The sequence below is a fragment of the Streptomyces polyrhachis genome (assembly GCF_042663125.1).
GTDB lineage: Bacteria > Actinomycetota > Actinomycetes > Streptomycetales > Streptomycetaceae > Streptomyces > Streptomyces polyrhachii.
The window spans coordinates 80,418-97,436 of record NZ_JBHSZO010000016.1 but is presented as its reverse complement, the minus strand read 5'-3'; the positions used below and the strand labels follow the sequence as shown (position 1 = coordinate 97,436).

Genomic DNA, 17,019 nt, shown 5'->3' with positions numbered 1-17,019 from the left:
GAGGATGTGGTGATGATCACTCGCTGTGCCGGACGAGCTTAGGGGGGCCCGGGAGGCCCGTGCGCGCCGCCGCGCCGTCTCGGAGGGGGGCCTGCGATACGGATTTCACCTTCGGCCGTTCAGCGTGTAATGTCTTCATCGCTCGCCCCAATAGCTCAGTCGGTAGAGCGTCTCCATGGTAAGGAGAAGGTCAACGGTTCGATTCCGTTTTGGGGCTCTGGTGCACACGTCGCTTCGCTATCCTGGGAAGCGTCGGTGCGTCAAAGCGGTGTAGCTCAGTCGGTAGAGCAAGCGGCTCATAATCGCTGTGTCACCGGTTCAAGTCCGGTCACCGCTACTCACTCTCGGTAGCCGATTGCAGGCTCGGTCCTTCGATCGGCTACTCTTTCTGCGTTCATACCTATCCGCCGTCAAGGAGCACTCACGTGGCTGCCACCGACGTCCGCCCGAAGATCACGCTGGCCTGCGTGGAGTGCAAGGAGCGGAACTACATCACCAAGAAGAACCGGCGTAACAACCCGGACCGTCTTGAGATGAAGAAGTTCTGCCCGCGCTGCAACTCCCACACAGCGCACCGCGAGACTCGATAAGCGGACCTGTAAAGATCGATCCAGGAGGCCGGCCCCCACAAGCGGGGGGTCGGCCTCTTGTCGTATCCGCCACCCTGCCGCCGCCCGGCGTCCGCCAGACTGGACCCGACCGCAGCGACGCAGCGTGACGCGACACAGCCAGCAGGAGGGCCCGATGGCGCTCGACCAGTCCTTCGTGGGGCGGAGCTACCCCCCCACCGATCCCTACGAGGTCGGACGGGAGAAGATCCGCGAGTTCGCCCTGGCGATCGGGGACACCACCGCGGCCTACACCGACCCCGAGGCGGCCAAGGCGCTGGGGTACCCGGACGTGATCGCGCCGCCGACCTTCGTCTTCGCCATCGCCTTCCGGGCCGCCGGGCAGGTCGTCGAGGACCCGCAGCTCGGGCTGGACTACAGCCGGGTGGTGCACGGCGACCAGAAGTTCGCCTACCGCCGCCCGGTGCGCGCGGGCGACCGCCTGGCGGTGACCGCCACCATCGACTCGATCAGGTCGATGGCCGGCAACGACATCCTCGACATCCGCGGCGAGGTGCACGACGAGTCGGGCGAGCTGGTCGTGACGGCTCTGATGAAGCTGGTGGCGCGGGCCGCCGGGGAGGGGGAGTGAGCATGGTCTCCTACGGGACGCCTTCCTACGACGCGGTCGCGGTCGGCGACGAGCTGCCCGCCCAGTCCTTCCCCGTGACACGCGACACACTGGTGCGCTACGCGGGCGCCTCGGGCGACTTCAACCCGATCCACTGGAGTGAGCGCTTCGCCACCTCCGTGGGCCTGCCGGACGTGATCGCGCACGGCATGTTCACGATGGCCGCCGCCGCCCGCGTGGTGACGGACTGGACCGGCGACCCCGGCGCGCTGGTGGACTACGGGGTGCGCTTCACCAAGCCGGTCGTGGTGCCGGACGACGACGAGGGCGCGCTGATCGAGGTCTCGGCGAAGATCGCCGTGAAGGACGACGAGGCCCGTACGGTCCGGGTGGACCTGACGGCGATGTCGGCGGGGCAGAAGGTGCTGGGCATGGCCCGGGCCGTGGTCCGGCTGCCCTGACGGCGCGGAGTCGGCGGTCGTCGGGGCCATGCGGTCCCGGCGGCCGCCAACTTCTTTCTCCGGCAAGCCCGTTGACAAGTTAGTGAGTGGCCAATAACTTAGTGTCCATGGTCAGGATGAGCGCAGACGAGCGGCGGGAGAGCGTCATCCGCGCGGCGGTCGTGGAGTTCGGCCGGGGTGGCTACGACGGCACCTCGACCGAGACGATCGCCAGGCGGGTCGGCGTCTCGCAGCCCTACCTCTTCCGCCTCTTCCCCGGCAAGCAGGCCATCTTCCGCGCCGCCGCGCTGCGCTGCCTCCAGGACACCCGCCGGGTGATCGAGGAGGCGTACGGCCCGCACGGCGATGACCTGGAGGCCGGCGGGCTGGCGATCGCCGTCGCGTACCAGCGGCTCGTCGCCGACCGGGACAAGCTGCTGATGCAGATGCAGACCTACGTGGCCGTCGCGAAGGCGGAGGCCGCCGGGGACCACGAGTTCGGGCGGGAGATCCGCGCCGCCTGGGCCGGGATGTACGACGGGATGCTGCTGTACTTCGGCGGCGACCACGTGCGCACCGCCGAGCACTTCTCCTTCGGGATGCTGATCAACGTCCTGGTGTCGCTGGGCTTCCCGGCCGACCACCGCGTCTGGGCCGGCTTCTGGTCCGAGAGCCGCGAGGTGGTCCCGGATCCGGAGCGCTGAGGCCGCCGGATCGCCACGCTCCACCGCGCTCCATCACGCTCCACCAAGCACCGCCGCTCCACCCCCGTACGGCCTGGGCCTTTCCACGCCCGGTGAAGTTATTGATCGATAACTACTCTGCGGAGGAACACGTCATGGAAGCGATAGCCCCGCGCCGCGGCACCACGGTCTGGGTCATTCTGATCACCAGCCTCGCCAGCTTCATGGCCGCGCTGGACAACCTCGTCGTCATCACCGCCCTCCCCGCCATCCGCACCGACCTCGGCGGGCACCTGGAGGACCTGGAGTGGACGGTGAGCGCCTACACGCTCACCTTCGCCGTGCTGCTGATGTTCGGCGCCGCCCTCGGCGACCGCTTCGGCCGCCGGCGGATGTTCGCCGCGGGCATCGGCCTCTTCACCGCCGCCTCCGCCGCCGCGGCGCTGGCCCCCGGCATCGACGGCCTCATCGCCGCCCGCGCCGCCCAGGGCGTCGGCGCGGCCCTGCTGGTGCCGCTCAGCCTCACACTCCTCACCGCCGCCGTCCCCGCCGGGCGGCGCGGCGCCGCCCTGGGCATCTGGGGCGCCTCCCAGGGCCTCGCGGTGGCGACCGGCCCCCTGGTCGGCGGCCTGCTGACCGAGCACCTCTCCTGGCAGTGGATCTTCTGGCTGAACGTCCCGCTGGGCGCGGCCCTCATCCCGCTCGTCCTGCGCCGGCTGGCGGAGAGCCGCGGCGCGAACGACCGCCTCGACCTCCCCGGCACCCTGCTGGTCAGCGGCGGACTCTTCGGAGTGGTGTACGGGCTGATCCGCGGCAACGCCGACGGCTGGACCTCGTACGGCGTGCTGGCCGGCCTCCTCGCGGGCGCGGCGCTGCTGGTCGGCTTCGTCCTGTGGGAGCGGGTCGCCGCCCACCCGATGCTGCCGATGCGCCTCTTCCGCGACCGCGCGTTCAGCGCGATCAACGCGGCCAGCCTGCTGATGTTCGTCGGCATGTTCGGCTCGATCTTCCTGCTCAGCCAGTTCCTGCAGGGCGCCGGCGGCTACTCGCCGGCCGAGGCGGGCGTACGGATGCTCCCGTGGACCGGCATGTCGCTGATCGTCGCCCCGATCGCCGGCGCGCTCTCCGACCGCGTCGGCGGCCGACCGGTGGTGGCAACGGGCCTGCTGCTGCAGGCCGTCGGGCTCGGCTGGATCGCGACCCGGCTCTCGGCGGACTTCGTGTACGGGGACTACGTGCCCGCGTTCGTCCTCAGCGGCGTCGGCATGGCGATGTACTTCGCGCCCGCCGCGAACGTCGTGATGTCAGCCGTGCACCCCCGCGAACAGGGCGTCGCCTCCGGCGCGAACAACGCGATGCGCGAGATCGGCGGCGCCCTGGGCGTGGCGGTGCTGGCGGCGGTGTTCACCGCGAACGGCGGCGACGTCCTGACCGGGGCCTTCGTCGAGGGCCTGCGCCCGGCGCTGTGGTCCGGGGCGGCGGCGGTCGCGGTGGGCGCGGCGGTGGCGCTGCTGATACCGGGGCGGCGGCCCGCGTCGGCGGTGGTGGCGCGGTCCGAGGGGGAGCGGAAGGTCGACGTGGCTGCGTGAGAAGGGACGTCGAGGGCCCCGCCGGACGGCGGGGCCCTCGGTCGTTCACGCCGGCGGCGCTGTCAGGCCGGGACGGCCCGCAGGGCGCCGGAGCCCGTTGAGTTGATCCGGTCCAGCGCGGCGGCGGTGGCCGGGTCGGCGGGCAGGTGGACCACCAGGCGCTGGGCGTCGTCGACGGGCAGGTCCAACATCTCGTACGCCAGGCGCAGTTCGCCCGCCTCCGGATGGACGATCCGCTGGACGCCGCGGCCCGGCAGCAGCCCCGCCAGCCGCTCCAGCCGGCCGGTGAACTCCGCCCCGGCGGTCAGCGTCAACTCGTGGATCAGGGCCTGCCCCTCGGGGCTGTGCCGCAGCGGACCCTGCTTGAGCGCCACCACCTGGGCGTCGGCGACGCGTTCCCAGTCGGGGTAGGCGTCGCGGGCGCGCGGGTCGGCCAGTACGTAGCGGACGACGTTGGGCGCCTCGCCGTCCAGCAGGCCGAGCGGGCGGGCCAGCCGCTCGTACCCCTCGGTCCAGGCGAGCAGGTCGCCGAAGCCGTTGACGAGCACGGCGGGGGAGGGCTCCAAGCGCTCCAACAGGGCGCGCACCGTGGGCCGTACGGTACGCACCGAGCCGCGCGACGTGCAGGGGCCGCCCCCGGCGCCCTTGGTGAGGATGTGCAGGTGGACGCGCTCGGCGGGGGTCAGGCGCAGGATGTCGGCCAGGGCGCCGAGCACGGCGGCGGAGGGGTGGCGGTCGCGGCCCTGCTCCAGCCGCGTCAGGTACTCGGAGCTGACCCCGGCGAGCGTCGCCAGCTCCGAGCGCCGCAGGCCGGGGGTGCGGCGGCGGGGGCCGGCCGGCAGGCCGACCTCGGCGGGGGTGACGGCTTCGCGGCGGTTGCGCAGGAAGAGGCCCAGCTCGTTGTCGCTCACGTGGACGAACGTAGCAGCGCGGCGGGGTCCGTAGCGTGGCCCTCGTACTACTACCCTCAGCGCGGTCTCCCTGACCTGCGGATTTGCGGGCAGCCTGGTGGGCATGGAGATCGAGAAGAAGACCCAGGGGCCGTACGAGGCCGACTCTGAGAAGCTCAAGCTCACCGTGGTGATCGGCAGTGTGCGCGAGGGGCGCTTCGGGCCTGTGCCCGCGCAGTGGTTCCGGGAGCAGGCCGAGTTGCACGGGCGGTTCGAGGTCGAGGTCGTGGACCTGGCGGACATCGAGCTGCCCGGTGAACTGCCTGCGGTGCCGCCGGCGATGGACCCCGATCCTGCGCGTCCCGCCGGGATGGAGCCGCTGACGCGGAAGCTGGCGGAGGCGGACGCGGTCGTCGTGGTCACTCCCGAGTACAACCGCAGCTTCCCGGCTGCCCTGAAGCAGGCGATCGACTGGCACTTCACCCAGTGGCAGCGCAAGGCGGTCGGCTTCGTCGGCTACAGCGGTGGTACGGGGGGTGTGCTGGCCATCGAGCAACTGCGGCAGGTCTTCGGGGAGTTGTGGGCGCATACGGTGCGGGAGTACGTGTCCTTCCCGCGTTACTACCTGCACTTCGGTGCGGACGGTAGCTGGCAGGTCCCTGAGGAGGCTTCCGGTGCGGCGAAGCTGATGCTGGATGAACTGGACTGGTGGGCCGGTGCGTTGAAGACTGCTCGGGAGGGGTGAGGGGGTGGTTTGCGTTGGGGGGCGGGGCCTCTGCGCGACAACTCCGAAAAGCCATAGGGATTGACTTGCCATCGGTCGATTTGCTGCTCTGTCGGGGGCCTGCGTTGCGGTGCGTCTTTTCGGAGTCGTCGCTCCGGGCCCCTCGCTCCGGCAGCCGGCTTTCTGTCGCGCTGGTGAGGCCTCGTGTGGGGGCTTTCTTCGTAACATGGGGAGCATTCAACCTGGTTGTCGAGGAGGGCTGGCCGATGGCGGACGCTGGTGCTGGTGGGAAGTCGTACGACGGGTTCACTGAGGATGAGCGGGCTGCGATGAAGGAGCGCGCCAAGGAGTTGAAGGGGGAGTCGGGCGGGAAGCGGGTCACGCGCAGTGCTCAGGTGAAGGCTGCTGAGGCCGCGGCTGCGGTGGTGGAGAAGATCGGTGAGATGGAGGGGAGCGATCGGGTTCTCTCCGAGCGTCTGCATGAGCTGATCACGACTGCCGCTCCGGAGTTGGCGCCGAAGCTCTGGTACGGGATGCCGGCCTATGCCCGCGACGGCAAGATCGTCTGCTTCGTGCAGTGCGCGGCGAAGTTCAAGGCGCGCTATCTGACGCTGGGCTTCAACGACGTCGCGACGCTGGACGAGGGGACGATGTGGCCTACGGCCTTCGCGATTACTGAGCTGACTCCGGCGCAGGAGGAGCAGATCGCGATGCTGGTGAAGAAGGCAGTGGGCTGAGGCGGTCGGCTGAGGTGGCGGGCTGAGGTGGCGGGCTGAGGTGGCGGATACGGTCCGGGGCGCGAAAGCCCCGGGCCGCACTTCCCCGCAACTTCCGCGCGGCGAGGGTCTCCTTCGAGGGCGCGGGGGAAGGTGTCCGGGTGCTGCGTGGTCAATCCCGTGTCCTCTTCGCGGCCGGGTGGGATCAGAAGAGTCCGGCTACTGCGGCGACCAGCGACGCGCCGTAGTTCTTCACGCGGTGTGTGGTTCGGCAGTACTGGCGGGGTCTGCGGCGGCCGTTCTGGGGGATGAGGGTCTCGCACCATTTGCAGGGCAGGTCGCCGTGGTACCTGCCGTCGCCGCCCAGTCGTGGCCGCCCCATGGGCGTCACTGTAACGGGCGTTCGTACTCCCGGAGATGGGTTCGGTGTGGCTGGGATCGCGGTGGATCGCCGAGAGCTATTCACTGAGTACATACTCGTGGTGCATACTGATGGGCATGAGCACCCCACACGTACTGCTGGGGCTACTGAGTGCCGGCCCCAGCCATGGCTACGACCTCAAGAAACGTCACGACGAACGCTTCCCGCAGGCGCGTCCGCTGGCCTACGGGCAGGTGTACGCGACCCTGCAGCGACTCGTCCGTGATGAGCTCGCCGAAGTCCTCGACGTCGAGGCGGATGGCGGGCCGGAGCGGACCCGATACCGGATCACCGAGGCCGGAGGGCGCAAGCTCGCCGACTGGCTGCACGAGGTCGCTCCGGCCGCCCCGTTCGTCGCCAACGACATCTTCGCCAAGGTCGTCGTGGCGATCCTGGCCGGCCCGCAGGGCGCCTCCGGTGCGTACCTCCAGGCCCAACGCGCCGCCCACATGGCACGGATGCGCGAGCTGACCCACATCAAAACCGCCCCCGGCGCCCCGCTCTCCAGCGTGCTCTCCGCGGACTACGCCCTCGCCCACCTCGACGCCGACCTGCGCTGGATGGAATCCACCGCCCAGCGCATCAGCACCCTTGAGAAGGAGGTCCGCGACTCATGACGCCGACCCGGCTCCAGTCCACCGCCGGCCCGCTCCTCCAGGCCCGCGGCCTCACCAAGTCGTACGGCCTCACGCGCGCCCTGCGTGGAGCGGACCTCAGTCTCGACGCCGGCGAGATCCTCGCCGTCAGCGGTGCCAGCGGCAGCGGCAAGTCCACCCTGCTGCACTGCCTCACCGGCATCACCAACCCCGATGAGGGCGCCGTGCTCTACGGTGGCGAGCGCCTGGACCAGGCCGACGAGAAGCGCCGATCCGCGTTGCGGCGTACGGACTTCGGTATCGTCTTCCAGTTCGGCCAGCTCATCTCCGAACTCACCGCCTTGGACAACGTCCTGCTCCCCCTGCTGCTCGACGGCCGCCCCCGCGCGGAGGCCGTGGGCCACGCCGCCGAGTGGCTGGAGCGTTTCGGCGTACGCGCGCAGTCCGGCCTGAAGCCCGGCGAGTTGAGCGGAGGGCAGGCCCAACGGGTGGCGCTGGCACGGGCGTTGGTGACCGGTCCCACGGTGGTCTTCGCCGACGAGCCGACCGGGGCGCTTGACTCGCTGGCCGGCGAGCAGGTCATGTCGGCCCTGGTGCACGCCGTCCGGGAATCCGGTACGGCCGTCCTGCTGATCACGCACGACGCGCGCGTCGCCGCGTACGCGGACCGCGAGGTCACACTGCGCGACGGCGTGGTGCTGGCGGCCCCGGCCTTCGACCCGGCCGCCTTTCCCACCGCCCCTCCCGCCGCCGAGGAGCTCTCGTGAACCTGACCTCCGACGCGAAGCTGGCCCGCATGCTGCTGTACGGCGGCAGCCGAGCCGAGCGGCTCCGGCCCGCGCTCACCGCGGCCGGCACCCTGCCCGCCACGGTCGCCGCACTGGGCGCCGTCACGGTGGCCTCGATCAGCGGGCGGCATCCCTACACCAACGACCTGCTGGGCGACCCGGGCCTGCGCCCCGGTGTGGTCACGGCGCTCCTCTTGCTGCTGGTCCCCGCGCTGGCCTTCCTCGGCCAGTGCACCAGGATCGGCGCCGTGCGGCGGGACAGCCGACTCGCCGGACTGCGGCTGGCGGGGGCCACTCCGTGGCAGGTGCGCCGGATCGCCGCCCTGGAATCAGGGGGCGCCGCGCTGGCGGGCTCCGTGGCCGGGCTGGCGGTCTTCCTCGGACTGTGGGCCTGGGCCGAAGCCGCCGAGCCCGCGAACCGGCGGCTCACCTGGCCCACCGACATCCCCCTCCCCTGGCTGCCCCTGGTCGCCGTCACGCTCGCCGTACCCGTGCTGGCGGCCGCGGCCACCGCCTTCGCGCTGCGCCGCGTCATCGCCGAGCCGCTGACGGTCACCCGCCGCGACGTCACCAGGCCGATCATCCAGCGGGCGCTGCTCTGGGCGGCACCCCCCGTTCTGATCGTGGGCGGCTTCGGGGTGGCTCAGCTGGCGGTACGGGACGGGCAGCGCTCCTTGGTCCTGCTGGCCACGCTCGTCATCGGCCTGATCGCGGTCGGCCTGATGCTCTCGACCGGGGCGATCGCGCTGCTGATCAGCCGCTGTCTCGCAGGGCGCACCAAGCGACCCGCGCTGCTGATCGCCGCCGCCCGGCTGGGCCAGGACCCCTGGGCCGGCGCCCGTACCCACGGCACGCTGCTGCTGGCGGCCTTCATCGGGACCGGCTTCGCGGCGATGTGGCAGAACATGCTGGTGGACATCCACCACGCTTCGTACGGATCCAGCGCGTCCTTCTACATCGGCGGCTTCCGGCTCACCGCCGTCGCCATCGGAACCGGCCTGCTGGTGACGGCCGGCGGACTGGCGGTCGGCAGCGCCGAGTCCCTGCTCACGCGCCGCCGGCAACTCGCCGCCCAGTACGCCGCCGGGGTGCCCTACCGGGTGCTGCGCCGGGCCGTACTGCTGGAGGCGCTGCTGCCGGTGGTCCCGGCCGTACTCCTCGCCTCGGCGGCGGGCTTCGCGGTGGGCACCCGCTGGACGCCCGCCGACGACTCGGTACCACTCCTACGCCCGGCCCTGGCCACCCTCATCGTCCTCACGGCGGCAGCCACCGCGGCGGCGGCAACCCTCCCCCTGCTCAAGCGCACGCTGCACCCCGGCGAACTGCGCTACGAGTAGCCCCCGCGGCACGTCGGACCCGACTACTGGGACCCGGGCGCCGGGACTCAGGAGTCGGAGCCGAACTCGTGCGGGAAGAAGGAACGCTCAGCGAGGGGCTCGCCCTTCAGGCACGGGGTGGTGATCAGTACGTTCGTCTGGCTCAGCTTGGGCCGATAGGAGACCACGAGGGAGAAGCCCTCCAGCCTCGCCCGCGAGGCGACGTTGCGGCGCACGGGGTCCGGCTCCTGCCAGCTGGTGAACTTCCAGCCCTGGTCCTGCAGCAGACGGCGGACGTCGGGGCCGGTGTCCGGAGCATCGGAACCGCCGAGAACGCTCATCACCGCGCGATGCCGCGCCGTGCCCAGTGTGTGGCATCCGAGTTCGGGCTCGTCCACGGGAGCCAGCGCACCGAGGCTGGGACTGTTCACCTGACGCGCGGCGGTGGCGGTCACGTCGGCGAGCAGGGCGTGCATCCGCTTGTCGGCCTGGTCGAGCGTGGTGCTGGCCAGGAGCGCGGCGGTGGGGGCGGTGGAGACGGCGGGAGGGCTGCTGGAAGCGGGGGAGGCGGGCCGAGCGGTGGATGCGTCCGTACCGGAGCAGCCCACGGCAAGCCCGAGCACTCCGAGACCTGCGAGCAGGGATATCCGGGGACGGGACACGCGTACTCCAACAACTCGCCAAGGGGACGGAACCGGGCGCGGAGGCCCACACAGACTTCGGCCCCCGACCGGACATGCCGGTCGGGGGCCGAAGTCTTCACATGTGGCGGCGCCAGGATTCGAACCTGGGAAGGCGAAGCCGGCAGATTTACAGTCTGCTCCCTTTGGCCGCTCGGGCACACCGCCAGGGTTTGCCGCCCGTCGCTCCCGACCGAGGTCAGGCGCTCTGTGGCGACGACGTAAACCATACCCGATCCCCGGGGGTGCTCCGCCACTCGGATGTTCGCGGCTGGATCACCCGCCAGGTGGCTAGGCTGAGGCCTCCGGGCCCGGCGCCGGGCCCGGCACACTGACCGATCTACGTACGAGGAGCCACCGAATCATGGCCGACGCCAGTTTCGACATCGTCTCGAAGGTCGAGCGGCAGGAGGTCGACAACGCCCTCAACCAGGCCGCCAAGGAGATCTCCCAGCGCTACGACTTCAAGGGGGTCGGGGCCTCGATCGCCTGGTCCGGCGAGAAGGTCGAGATCCGGGCGAACTCCGAGGAGCGCGCCCTGGCCGTCCTCGACGTCTTCCAGACCAAGCTGGTCAAGCGCGGTATCTCGCTGAAGGTGCTGGACAGCGGCGAGCCGCAGATCTCCGGCAAGGAGTACAAGCTCTTCTCCTCGATCGAGGAGGGCATCTCCCAGGAGAACGCCAAGAAGCTCGCGAAGATCATCCGCGACGAGGGCCCCAAGGGCGTCAAGGCCCAGGTCCAGGGCGAGGAGCTGCGCGTCAGCGCCAAGAGCCGCGACGCCCTCCAGGAGGTCATCCAGCTGATCAAGGGCCAGGACCTGGACTTCGCGGTCCAGTTCGTGAACTACCGCTGACCCTCCCGGCCGAGCGGACGGAGGCGGGGCGGGCTGCCGGGTACGGGTCTGCGGGCCCAGGGACCCGACGGCACCCCGCCCCGTCGCACCCCGCGGATATCCCGGTGACCACCGGAACCCGCATGACTAGGGTCGCCCCATGCCCACCCACGACCCCGCCTCCCTCCCCACGGCCGAGTTCGCCTTCCCCGGCCCCCTCCGCGACCGGCTCGTCGCCGCGATCCTCACCGGCGCCAAGACGGCGACCACGGGACTCCTCGCCGACTACGAGCACGAGGGCGAGCCCCTCCCGCAGGTCGGCCACCGCGCGGTCGTGGTCGACTCCGCCGACCGCCCCGTGGCCGTCATCGAGGTGACGGCCGTACGCGTCGTCCCCCTCGCCGAGGTGGACCTCGCCCACGCGGTGGACGAGGGCGAGGGCCACGCCACGGTGGCCGGCTGGCGCGCCGCCCACGAGCGCTTCTGGCACAGCGAGCAGCTGCGCGCGGCCCTGGGCGACCCCGGCTTCACGGTGGACGACACCACCCCCGTGGTCCTGGAGCGCTTCCGCCTGGTCGCCCGCCTCCCCGACGTTTCCTGACCACCCCGCGCCCCGGCAGTCCCGCCGCCCGGCCGCCGCCGGGCGCGCCCCGCCGCGCCGCGCTCTACCCTGGACCCCGTGCAGGTAACCGACAACACCCCCCTCGCCCCCCTGACCACCTTCCGGCTCGGCGGCCCCGCCGACCGGCTGGTCACCGCCACCACCGACGCGCAGGTCGTCGCGGCCGTCAGCGAGGCGGACGCGGCCGGGATCCCGCTGCTGATCGTCGGCGGCGGCTCCAACCTCGTCATCTCCGACGAGGGCTTCCGCGGCACCGCGCTGCGTATCGCCACCAGCGGATACGTCCTCGACGGCACCGACCTGGAGCTGGCCGCCGGCGAGAACTGGTCGGATGCCGTCGCCCGCACCGTCGAGGCCGGACTCGCCGGCGTCGAGTGCCTGGCCGGCATCCCCGGCTCGGCGGGCGCCACCCCGATCCAGAACGTCGGCGCCTACGGCCAGGAGGTCGCCGAGACCATCACCGAGGTCGTCGCCTACGACCGCCGCGGCGGCGAGACCGTCACCCTGCCGGCCGAGCAGTGCGGCTTCGGCTACCGGCACAGCCGCTTCAAGGCCGAGCCCGAGCGCTTCGTCGTGCTGCGCGTGCGCTTCCGCCTCCAGGACGCCGGCGGCATGTCCGCCCCGCTGCGGTACGGGGAGACGGCGCGCCTGCTGGGCGTCGAGGCCGGGGAGCGGGTGCCCGTGGCGGCGGCCCGCGAGACGGTGCTCAAGCTGCGCGCGGGCAAGGGCATGGTGCTGGACCCGCACGACCACGACACCTGGTCGGCGGGCTCCTTCTTCACCAACCCGATCCTGGACGACGCCGCCTTCACCGACTTCCGCAAGCGCGCCGTCGACCGCCTCGGCCCCCAGGCGCAGCCGCCGGCCTTCCCGGCGGGGGAGGGGCTGACGAAGACCTCCGCGGCCTGGCTGATCGACAAGGCGGGCTTCACCAAGGGCTACGGCGCCGGCCCGGCCCGCATCTCCTCCAAGCACACCCTCGCGCTCACCAACCGCGGCGAGGCCACCACCGCCGACCTCCTCACCCTGGCCCGCGAGGTCCGCGACGGCGTCCGCGAGACCTTCGGCGTCACACTGGTCAACGAGCCGGTAACGGTGGGCGTCAGACTCTGACGCCCACCGCCGCCCCGTAACGCGCGGCGCTCACCCCGTCGGCGCCGGCTCCGCCAGCCACGCGTCCACCCCCGTGAGCAGCCGCTCGCGCACGTCGTCCGGTGCCACCGAGGCCCGCAGCGACTGGCGGGCCAGCTCGGCCAACTCCTCGTCCGTGAAGCCGTGGTGCTCGCGGGCGAGTTCGTACTGCGCGGCCAGCCGGGAGCCGAACAGCAGCGGGTCGTCCGCGCTCAGCGCCATCGGCACCCCCGCGTCCCACAGGGCGCGCAGGGGGACGTCCTCGGGCTTCTCGTAGACGCCCAGCGCCACATTGGACGCGGGGCAGACCTCGCAGGTCACGCCCTCCGCCGCGAGGCGCCGCAGCAGCGCGGGGGACTCGGCGGCGCGGATGCCGTGGCCGATGCGGGAGGCGTGCAGGTCGTCCAGGCAGTCGCGTACGGAGGAGGGGCCGGTCAGCTCGCCCCCGTGCGGGGCGGCGATCAGGCCGCCCTCGCGGGCGATGTGGAAGGCGCGGTCGAAGTCCCGGGCCAGTCCCCGGCGTTCGTCGTTGGAGAGGCCGAAGCCGATGACGCCGCGGTCGGCGTAGCGCACGGCGAGGCGGGCGAGGGTGCGGGCGTCGAGGGGGTGCTTCATCCGGTTCGCGGCGACGAGCACCCGGATGCCCACGCCCGTGTCGCGGGAGGCGGTGTCCACCGCGTCGAGGATGACCTCCATGGCCGGGAGCATGCCGCCGAGCAGGGGGGCGTACGAGGTGGGGTCGACCTGGATCTCCAGCCAGCCCGAACCGTCCCTGACCTCCTCCTCGGCGGCCTCGTGGACCAGCCGCCGGATGTCCTCGGGCTCCCGCAGGCAGGAGCGCGCGGTGTCGTACAGCCGCTGGAAGCGGAACCACCCGCGCTCGTCGGTCGCCCGCAGTTTGGGTGGCTCACCACCGCTGAGCGCCTCAGGCAGTCGCACCCCGTACTTGTCGGCCAGCTCCAGCAGGGTCCCGCTGCGCATGGAGCCGGTGAAGTGCAGGTGCAGATGGGCTTTGGGCAGCAGCCGGAGGTCCCGGCCGACGGTCGCACTCTCCATCGGAAGATCCTCTCCCACCTCGGTGCCTCCCATCGCCGGATCAGCCGAATGAGCCCTTGTACGTAGAGAAGTTCGATTATGAGAACGGCGGGCAATGGAAAATATTGCGCCAGCTTGCGACTTCCGCTGATCATGTGCCGTCACGATCGACGTGGCAGGGGAGGGAAGCGAGCACGATGACCTCAAGACCAGGGATGGCCGGACGGCTGCTGCGCCCGGTTCGGACGCTGCGGAACATGGCGGCCACCGCCGAGGGACTGCCGCACGACGACGAGGTGGTGGTGGACGGTCCCGACGCGCCCCTGCGCACCGCGCTGGACGCCTTCGAGCAGGGAAGGACCCTTCCCGTACGGGAGTTGCTCGCCGCCACCCGCGAACAGTCCGACTGGTGGCGGCGCAACTGGTACGTCGGCGAACTGGCCGAGCGCCTGCTCCAGCGCCCCGACTGGCCGCTGGACGAACTCCAGCCGGCCGACGCCGCTCTGCTGCGGGCGCGCCTGGCACTCGCCCGCGCCTGGGAGATCCGCACCGGCGACCGGGCCCGCAACGTCTCCGACGAGCAGTTCCGGAGCTTCCACACCCTCCTCGTGGACGCCGTCGCGCTCATCGAGGAGGCGGTACGGCACAACCCGGGCGACCCGGTCCCCTGGACCATCGCACTCGCCCAGGCCATGGGCATCGGCGCCGAGCGGCAGACCTTCGAGGGCTACCTCGCCCGCGCCCTTGAGGCCGACCCGCTGAACTGGGCGGCCCACACCTCGGCCGTGCAGTACCTGGGGAAGAAGTGGTACGGCTCGCACGAGGAGATGCTCGCCTTCGCCGAAGAGGCCGCCGAGCGCGCCCCCGCCGGCTCGGTACTGCGCGGACTGCCCGTGGCAGCCCTCTCCGAGCTCGTCCTGGACGAGTCACTGCGCGACAGGTCCGACGCGGAGGAGAAGTACGGCCCGATCGCCCACTCCCGCGTGCTGGCGGCCATCAGCGCGGCGCAGGAGGTCTCCGCCGCCTTCGAGCCGGGAGACCACCGGGCCGGCGCTGTGCGCAACCACCTGGCCTGGGCACTGATACGTGAGGGGGGCCGCGACCAGGAGGTGCTGGAAGCGTTCCGGGCCATCGGAGCGGATGCCCGGACCTTCCCCTGGGGCTACCTGGGCGCGGCAGGCAGCACGTTCCTGACCTGTCGCAAGGGCGCCCGCGCCCAGGTGGCCGCCCACACCCCGGTCCGTGCCCGCGCCGGCGTCCGGCCCGAGCCCGCTCCGGTGAAGCCTCCGGTCACCCGCGAGTTGGCGCTCGCCCTCGCCCCGGTACGCGCGGTGGCCGAGGCGGTGCTGCTGACCGGCACCTCGTACCGGATGGCACCGCTGGCCGGCGGCACCGGGACCTGGGTGGAGACGGCCCCCGCGCTGGACCCGCCGGGAAAGCGCGGCGGCCTGCGCAACGCCCTGCTGGGGGAGGGCGATCTGGTGCGGCTGATGGACGCGGCGACCGGCGCGGATACCTGGCCGGTGCTGGTGTTCTCCCGGCTCGGCGACGGTGCGTACGCCCTCACGCTGATCCGCGGCGGCAAGCAGCTGGCGGCGCACGCCTGGACGGGCCCGGCGGGGATGCCCCGGCAGACGGAGGCGCTGGCCACGGCGGAGGTCTTCGCCCAGGCCCTCGGCCTGCCCGATGCGCGCCCGTTCGCCGCGGTCCTCAGGGACCCGGGAGAGCCCGCCCAGGCCGCTGCCCGCGCACTGGCCGCCCTCGGGCTGCCTCCGCTGCCCGAGGGCATCGGGCAGCGGGCCGAGCTGCTGGCGGAGCTGCCGGGCGTGCGGGTGGTCCGCAAGCGCAGCCTGCGGGAGGCGATACGCGACACCCTGCGCGACGACGACGAACCGCCGGCGCTGTGAGGCGCTGAGCGGACAGCGGGCCGCCCCCCTTGCCCAAGGGGGGGCGGCCCGCTGTCGTGCGGCCGTCGGCCGCGAACCTCAGCCGGCGGCTTCCCCCAGCAGCTTCTGGATCCGCGAGACGCCCTCGACGAGGTCCTCGTCGCCCAGCGCGTACGACAGCCGCAGGTAGCCCGGCGTGCCGAAGGCCTCGCCCGGCACCACCGCGACCTCGGCCTCGTCCAGGATCAGCTCCGCCAGCTCGGCGGAGGTCTTCGGTGTGCGCCCGCGGATCTCCTTGCCCAGGACGCCCTTGACGGAGGGGTAGACGTAGAACGCTCCCTCCGGCTCCGGGCACAGCACGCCGTCGATCTCGTTCAGCATGCGCACGATCGTGCGCCGCCGGCGGTCGAAGGCCGTGCGCATCTCCGCGACGGCGTCCAGATCGCCGGAGACGGCGGCCAGCGCGGCGGCCTGGGCGACGTTGGAGACGTTGGACGTGGCGTGCGACTGGAGGTTCGTCGCGGCCTTGACGACGTCCTTGGGGCCGATGACCCACCCCACGCGCCAGCCGGTCATGGCGTAGGTCTTGGCGACACCGTTGACCACGACGCACTTCTCGCGCAGCCCGGGCACGACCACGGGCAGCGAGTGGAAGGCCGCGTCGCCGTAGACGAGGTGCTCGTAGATCTCGTCGGTCAGCACCCACAGCCCGTGCTCCGCGGCCCAGCGGCCGATCTCCTCGATCTGCTCGCGGGAGTAGACCGCGCCGGTCGGGTTGGAGGGGGAGACGAAGAGCAGCACCTTCGTACGGCCGGTGCGGGCGGCCTCCAGCTGCTCCACGCCCACCCGGTAGCCGGTGGTCTCGTCCGCCGCGACCTCCACCGGGACGCCGCCGGCCAGGCGGATCGACTCGGGGTAGGTGGTCCAGTACGGCGTGGGGACGATGACCTCGTCGCCCGGGTCCAGGATCGCGGCGAAGGCCTCGTAGATGGCCTGCTTGCCGCCGTTGGTGACGAGGATGTTCGCCGGCTCCACCTCGTAACCGCTGTCGCGCAGCGTCTTCGCCGCGATGGCCGCCTTCAGCTCGGGCAGGCCGCCGGCGGGCGTGTAGCGGTGGTACTTCGGGTTGCGGCAGGCCTCGACGGCGGCCTCGACGATGTAGTCGGGCGTCGGGAAGTCGGGCTCGCCGGCGCCGAAGCCGATCACCGGCCGGCCGGCCGCCTTGAGGGCCTTGGCCTTGGCGTCGACGGCCAGCGTCGCCGACTCGGAGATCGCGCCGATACGGGCGGAGACCCGGCGCTCGGTGGCAGGGGCGGAGGACGGGGCGGCAGCGGGTGCGTCGGTCATACGGGCATCGTTCCAGAAGCCGGCGGACCAAGGCACACCGGTTTGACAGTCCGGGGCGGGTATGCGGACGGCCGGGCGTGATCCGCCGATGCGGATATGCCGTTCGACGTGCGGCCGGGAAGCACGTACACTCTCTCCTCGTGC

At 72.0% G+C, this 17,019-nt stretch carries 19 protein-coding genes and 3 tRNA genes; 16 read left to right on the top strand and 6 right to left on the bottom strand.

What is annotated here, in order from left to right; translation table 11 throughout:
- Nucleotides 1–144: 144 nt before the first annotated feature.
- The 7 genes from ACFQLX_RS12545 to ACFQLX_RS12515 all read left to right on the top strand — a co-directional run bounded on the left by ACFQLX_RS12545 (nucleotide 145) and on the right by ACFQLX_RS12515 (nucleotide 3,891).
- Nucleotides 145–217 (top strand) — tRNA-Thr (locus tag ACFQLX_RS12545).
- A 47-nt stretch (nucleotides 218–264) separates the two neighbouring features.
- Nucleotides 265–337 (top strand) — tRNA-Met (locus tag ACFQLX_RS12540).
- A gap of 88 nt (nucleotides 338–425) precedes the next feature.
- A complete protein-coding gene (gene rpmG, locus ACFQLX_RS12535) occupies nucleotides 426–590 on the top strand; it encodes a 50S ribosomal protein L33 (protein WP_323378052.1) in 165 nt (54 codons plus the stop codon).
- A 154-nt stretch (nucleotides 591–744) separates the two neighbouring features.
- A complete protein-coding gene (locus tag ACFQLX_RS12530) occupies nucleotides 745–1,200 on the top strand; it encodes an FAS1-like dehydratase domain-containing protein (protein WP_386414500.1) in 456 nt (151 codons plus the stop codon).
- Between the two features lie 2 nt (nucleotides 1,201–1,202).
- Nucleotides 1,203–1,640 carry a MaoC family dehydratase gene (locus ACFQLX_RS12525; protein ID WP_386414499.1) on the top strand — a complete coding sequence of 146 codons (438 nt, stop codon included), beginning with the start codon at nucleotides 1,203–1,205 and terminating at the stop codon, nucleotides 1,638–1,640.
- 116 nt (nucleotides 1,641–1,756) lie between these two features.
- Entirely contained in the window at nucleotides 1,757–2,323 is a 567-nt protein-coding gene (locus ACFQLX_RS12520; protein ID WP_386414475.1) for a TetR/AcrR family transcriptional regulator, read from the top strand.
- A 134-nt stretch (nucleotides 2,324–2,457) separates the two neighbouring features.
- The gene (locus ACFQLX_RS12515) at nucleotides 2,458–3,891 is read left to right on the top strand and encodes an MFS transporter (protein WP_386414473.1); all 1,434 of its coding nucleotides are present in this window, start codon (nucleotides 2,458–2,460) and stop codon (nucleotides 3,889–3,891) included.
- A 62-nt stretch (nucleotides 3,892–3,953) separates the two neighbouring features.
- On the opposite strand, the gene ACFQLX_RS12510 is transcribed toward ACFQLX_RS12515, so the two are convergent.
- Nucleotides 3,954–4,802, bottom strand: a complete 849-nt coding sequence (locus tag ACFQLX_RS12510) for a helix-turn-helix domain-containing protein (RefSeq protein ID WP_386414472.1) — start codon at nucleotides 4,800–4,802, stop codon at nucleotides 3,954–3,956.
- A 103-nt stretch (nucleotides 4,803–4,905) separates the two neighbouring features.
- On the opposite strand from ACFQLX_RS12510, the gene ACFQLX_RS12505 reads away from it, so the two are divergent.
- On the top strand, nucleotides 4,906–5,526 hold the full coding sequence (locus ACFQLX_RS12505; protein WP_386414471.1) for an NADPH-dependent FMN reductase: 621 nt from the start codon (nucleotides 4,906–4,908) through the stop codon (nucleotides 5,524–5,526).
- 245 nt (nucleotides 5,527–5,771) lie between these two features.
- Nucleotides 5,772–6,242 carry an iron chaperone gene (locus ACFQLX_RS12500; RefSeq protein WP_386414470.1) on the top strand — a complete coding sequence of 157 codons (471 nt, stop codon included), beginning with the start codon at nucleotides 5,772–5,774 and terminating at the stop codon, nucleotides 6,240–6,242.
- 184 nt (nucleotides 6,243–6,426) lie between these two features.
- Here the strand turns inward: ACFQLX_RS12500 and ACFQLX_RS12495 are convergent, their stop codons facing one another.
- Nucleotides 6,427–6,603, bottom strand: a complete 177-nt coding sequence (locus tag ACFQLX_RS12495) for a hypothetical protein (protein ID WP_386414469.1) — start codon at nucleotides 6,601–6,603, stop codon at nucleotides 6,427–6,429.
- 116 nt (nucleotides 6,604–6,719) lie between these two features.
- Here ACFQLX_RS12495 and ACFQLX_RS12490 point away from each other — a divergent pair, with 116 nt between their 5' ends.
- From ACFQLX_RS12490 to ACFQLX_RS12480, 3 genes are read left to right on the top strand one after another with little or no spacing between them, the layout of a single operon-like run.
- Nucleotides 6,720–7,259, top strand: coding sequence for a PadR family transcriptional regulator (locus ACFQLX_RS12490; protein ID WP_386414467.1), 540 nt, complete (start codon nucleotides 6,720–6,722; stop codon nucleotides 7,257–7,259).
- Nucleotides 7,256–8,005, top strand: coding sequence for an ABC transporter ATP-binding protein (locus ACFQLX_RS12485; RefSeq protein WP_386414466.1), 750 nt, complete (start codon nucleotides 7,256–7,258; stop codon nucleotides 8,003–8,005). Before ACFQLX_RS12490 ends, ACFQLX_RS12485 begins: the two co-directional genes overlap by 4 nt.
- Nucleotides 8,002–9,363, top strand: coding sequence for an FtsX-like permease family protein (locus tag ACFQLX_RS12480; protein ID WP_386414464.1), 1,362 nt, complete (start codon nucleotides 8,002–8,004; stop codon nucleotides 9,361–9,363). Before ACFQLX_RS12485 ends, ACFQLX_RS12480 begins: the two co-directional genes overlap by 4 nt.
- A 47-nt stretch (nucleotides 9,364–9,410) precedes the next feature.
- Here ACFQLX_RS12480 and ACFQLX_RS12475 read toward each other — a convergent pair whose 3' ends face one another.
- On the bottom strand, nucleotides 9,411–10,004 hold the full coding sequence (locus ACFQLX_RS12475) for a hypothetical protein (protein ID WP_386414463.1): 594 nt from the start codon (nucleotides 10,002–10,004) through the stop codon (nucleotides 9,411–9,413).
- 104 nt (nucleotides 10,005–10,108) lie between these two features.
- Nucleotides 10,109–10,190 (bottom strand) — tRNA-Tyr (locus ACFQLX_RS12470).
- A gap of 196 nt (nucleotides 10,191–10,386) precedes the next feature.
- Here ACFQLX_RS12470 and ACFQLX_RS12465 point away from each other — a divergent pair.
- The 3 genes from ACFQLX_RS12465 to ACFQLX_RS12455 all read left to right on the top strand — a co-directional run bounded on the left by ACFQLX_RS12465 (nucleotide 10,387) and on the right by ACFQLX_RS12455 (nucleotide 12,589).
- On the top strand, nucleotides 10,387–10,875 hold the full coding sequence (locus ACFQLX_RS12465; RefSeq protein ID WP_386414462.1) for a YajQ family cyclic di-GMP-binding protein: 489 nt from the start codon (nucleotides 10,387–10,389) through the stop codon (nucleotides 10,873–10,875).
- A gap of 139 nt (nucleotides 10,876–11,014) precedes the next feature.
- Nucleotides 11,015–11,455: an ASCH domain-containing protein gene (locus ACFQLX_RS12460; protein ID WP_386414461.1), complete on the top strand. Its 441-nt coding sequence runs from the start codon at nucleotides 11,015–11,017 to the stop codon at nucleotides 11,453–11,455.
- A gap of 69 nt (nucleotides 11,456–11,524) precedes the next feature.
- A complete protein-coding gene (locus ACFQLX_RS12455; RefSeq protein WP_386414498.1) occupies nucleotides 11,525–12,589 on the top strand; it encodes a UDP-N-acetylmuramate dehydrogenase in 1,065 nt (354 codons plus the stop codon).
- Nucleotides 12,590–12,619: 30 nt separating this feature from the next.
- Here ACFQLX_RS12455 and ACFQLX_RS12450 read toward each other — a convergent pair whose 3' ends face one another.
- Nucleotides 12,620–13,663, bottom strand: coding sequence for an adenosine deaminase (locus ACFQLX_RS12450; protein ID WP_386414459.1), 1,044 nt, complete (start codon nucleotides 13,661–13,663; stop codon nucleotides 12,620–12,622).
- A gap of 176 nt (nucleotides 13,664–13,839) precedes the next feature.
- Between ACFQLX_RS12450 and ACFQLX_RS12445 the strand changes: the two genes are divergently transcribed.
- Nucleotides 13,840–15,549: a hypothetical protein gene (locus ACFQLX_RS12445; RefSeq protein ID WP_386414458.1), complete on the top strand. Its 1,710-nt coding sequence runs from the start codon at nucleotides 13,840–13,842 to the stop codon at nucleotides 15,547–15,549.
- A gap of 78 nt (nucleotides 15,550–15,627) precedes the next feature.
- Here the strand turns inward: ACFQLX_RS12445 and ACFQLX_RS12440 are convergent, their stop codons facing one another.
- Nucleotides 15,628–16,875, bottom strand: a complete 1,248-nt coding sequence (locus ACFQLX_RS12440; protein WP_386414456.1) for a pyridoxal phosphate-dependent aminotransferase — start codon at nucleotides 16,873–16,875, stop codon at nucleotides 15,628–15,630.
- Nucleotides 16,876–17,019: the final 144 nt, after the last annotated feature.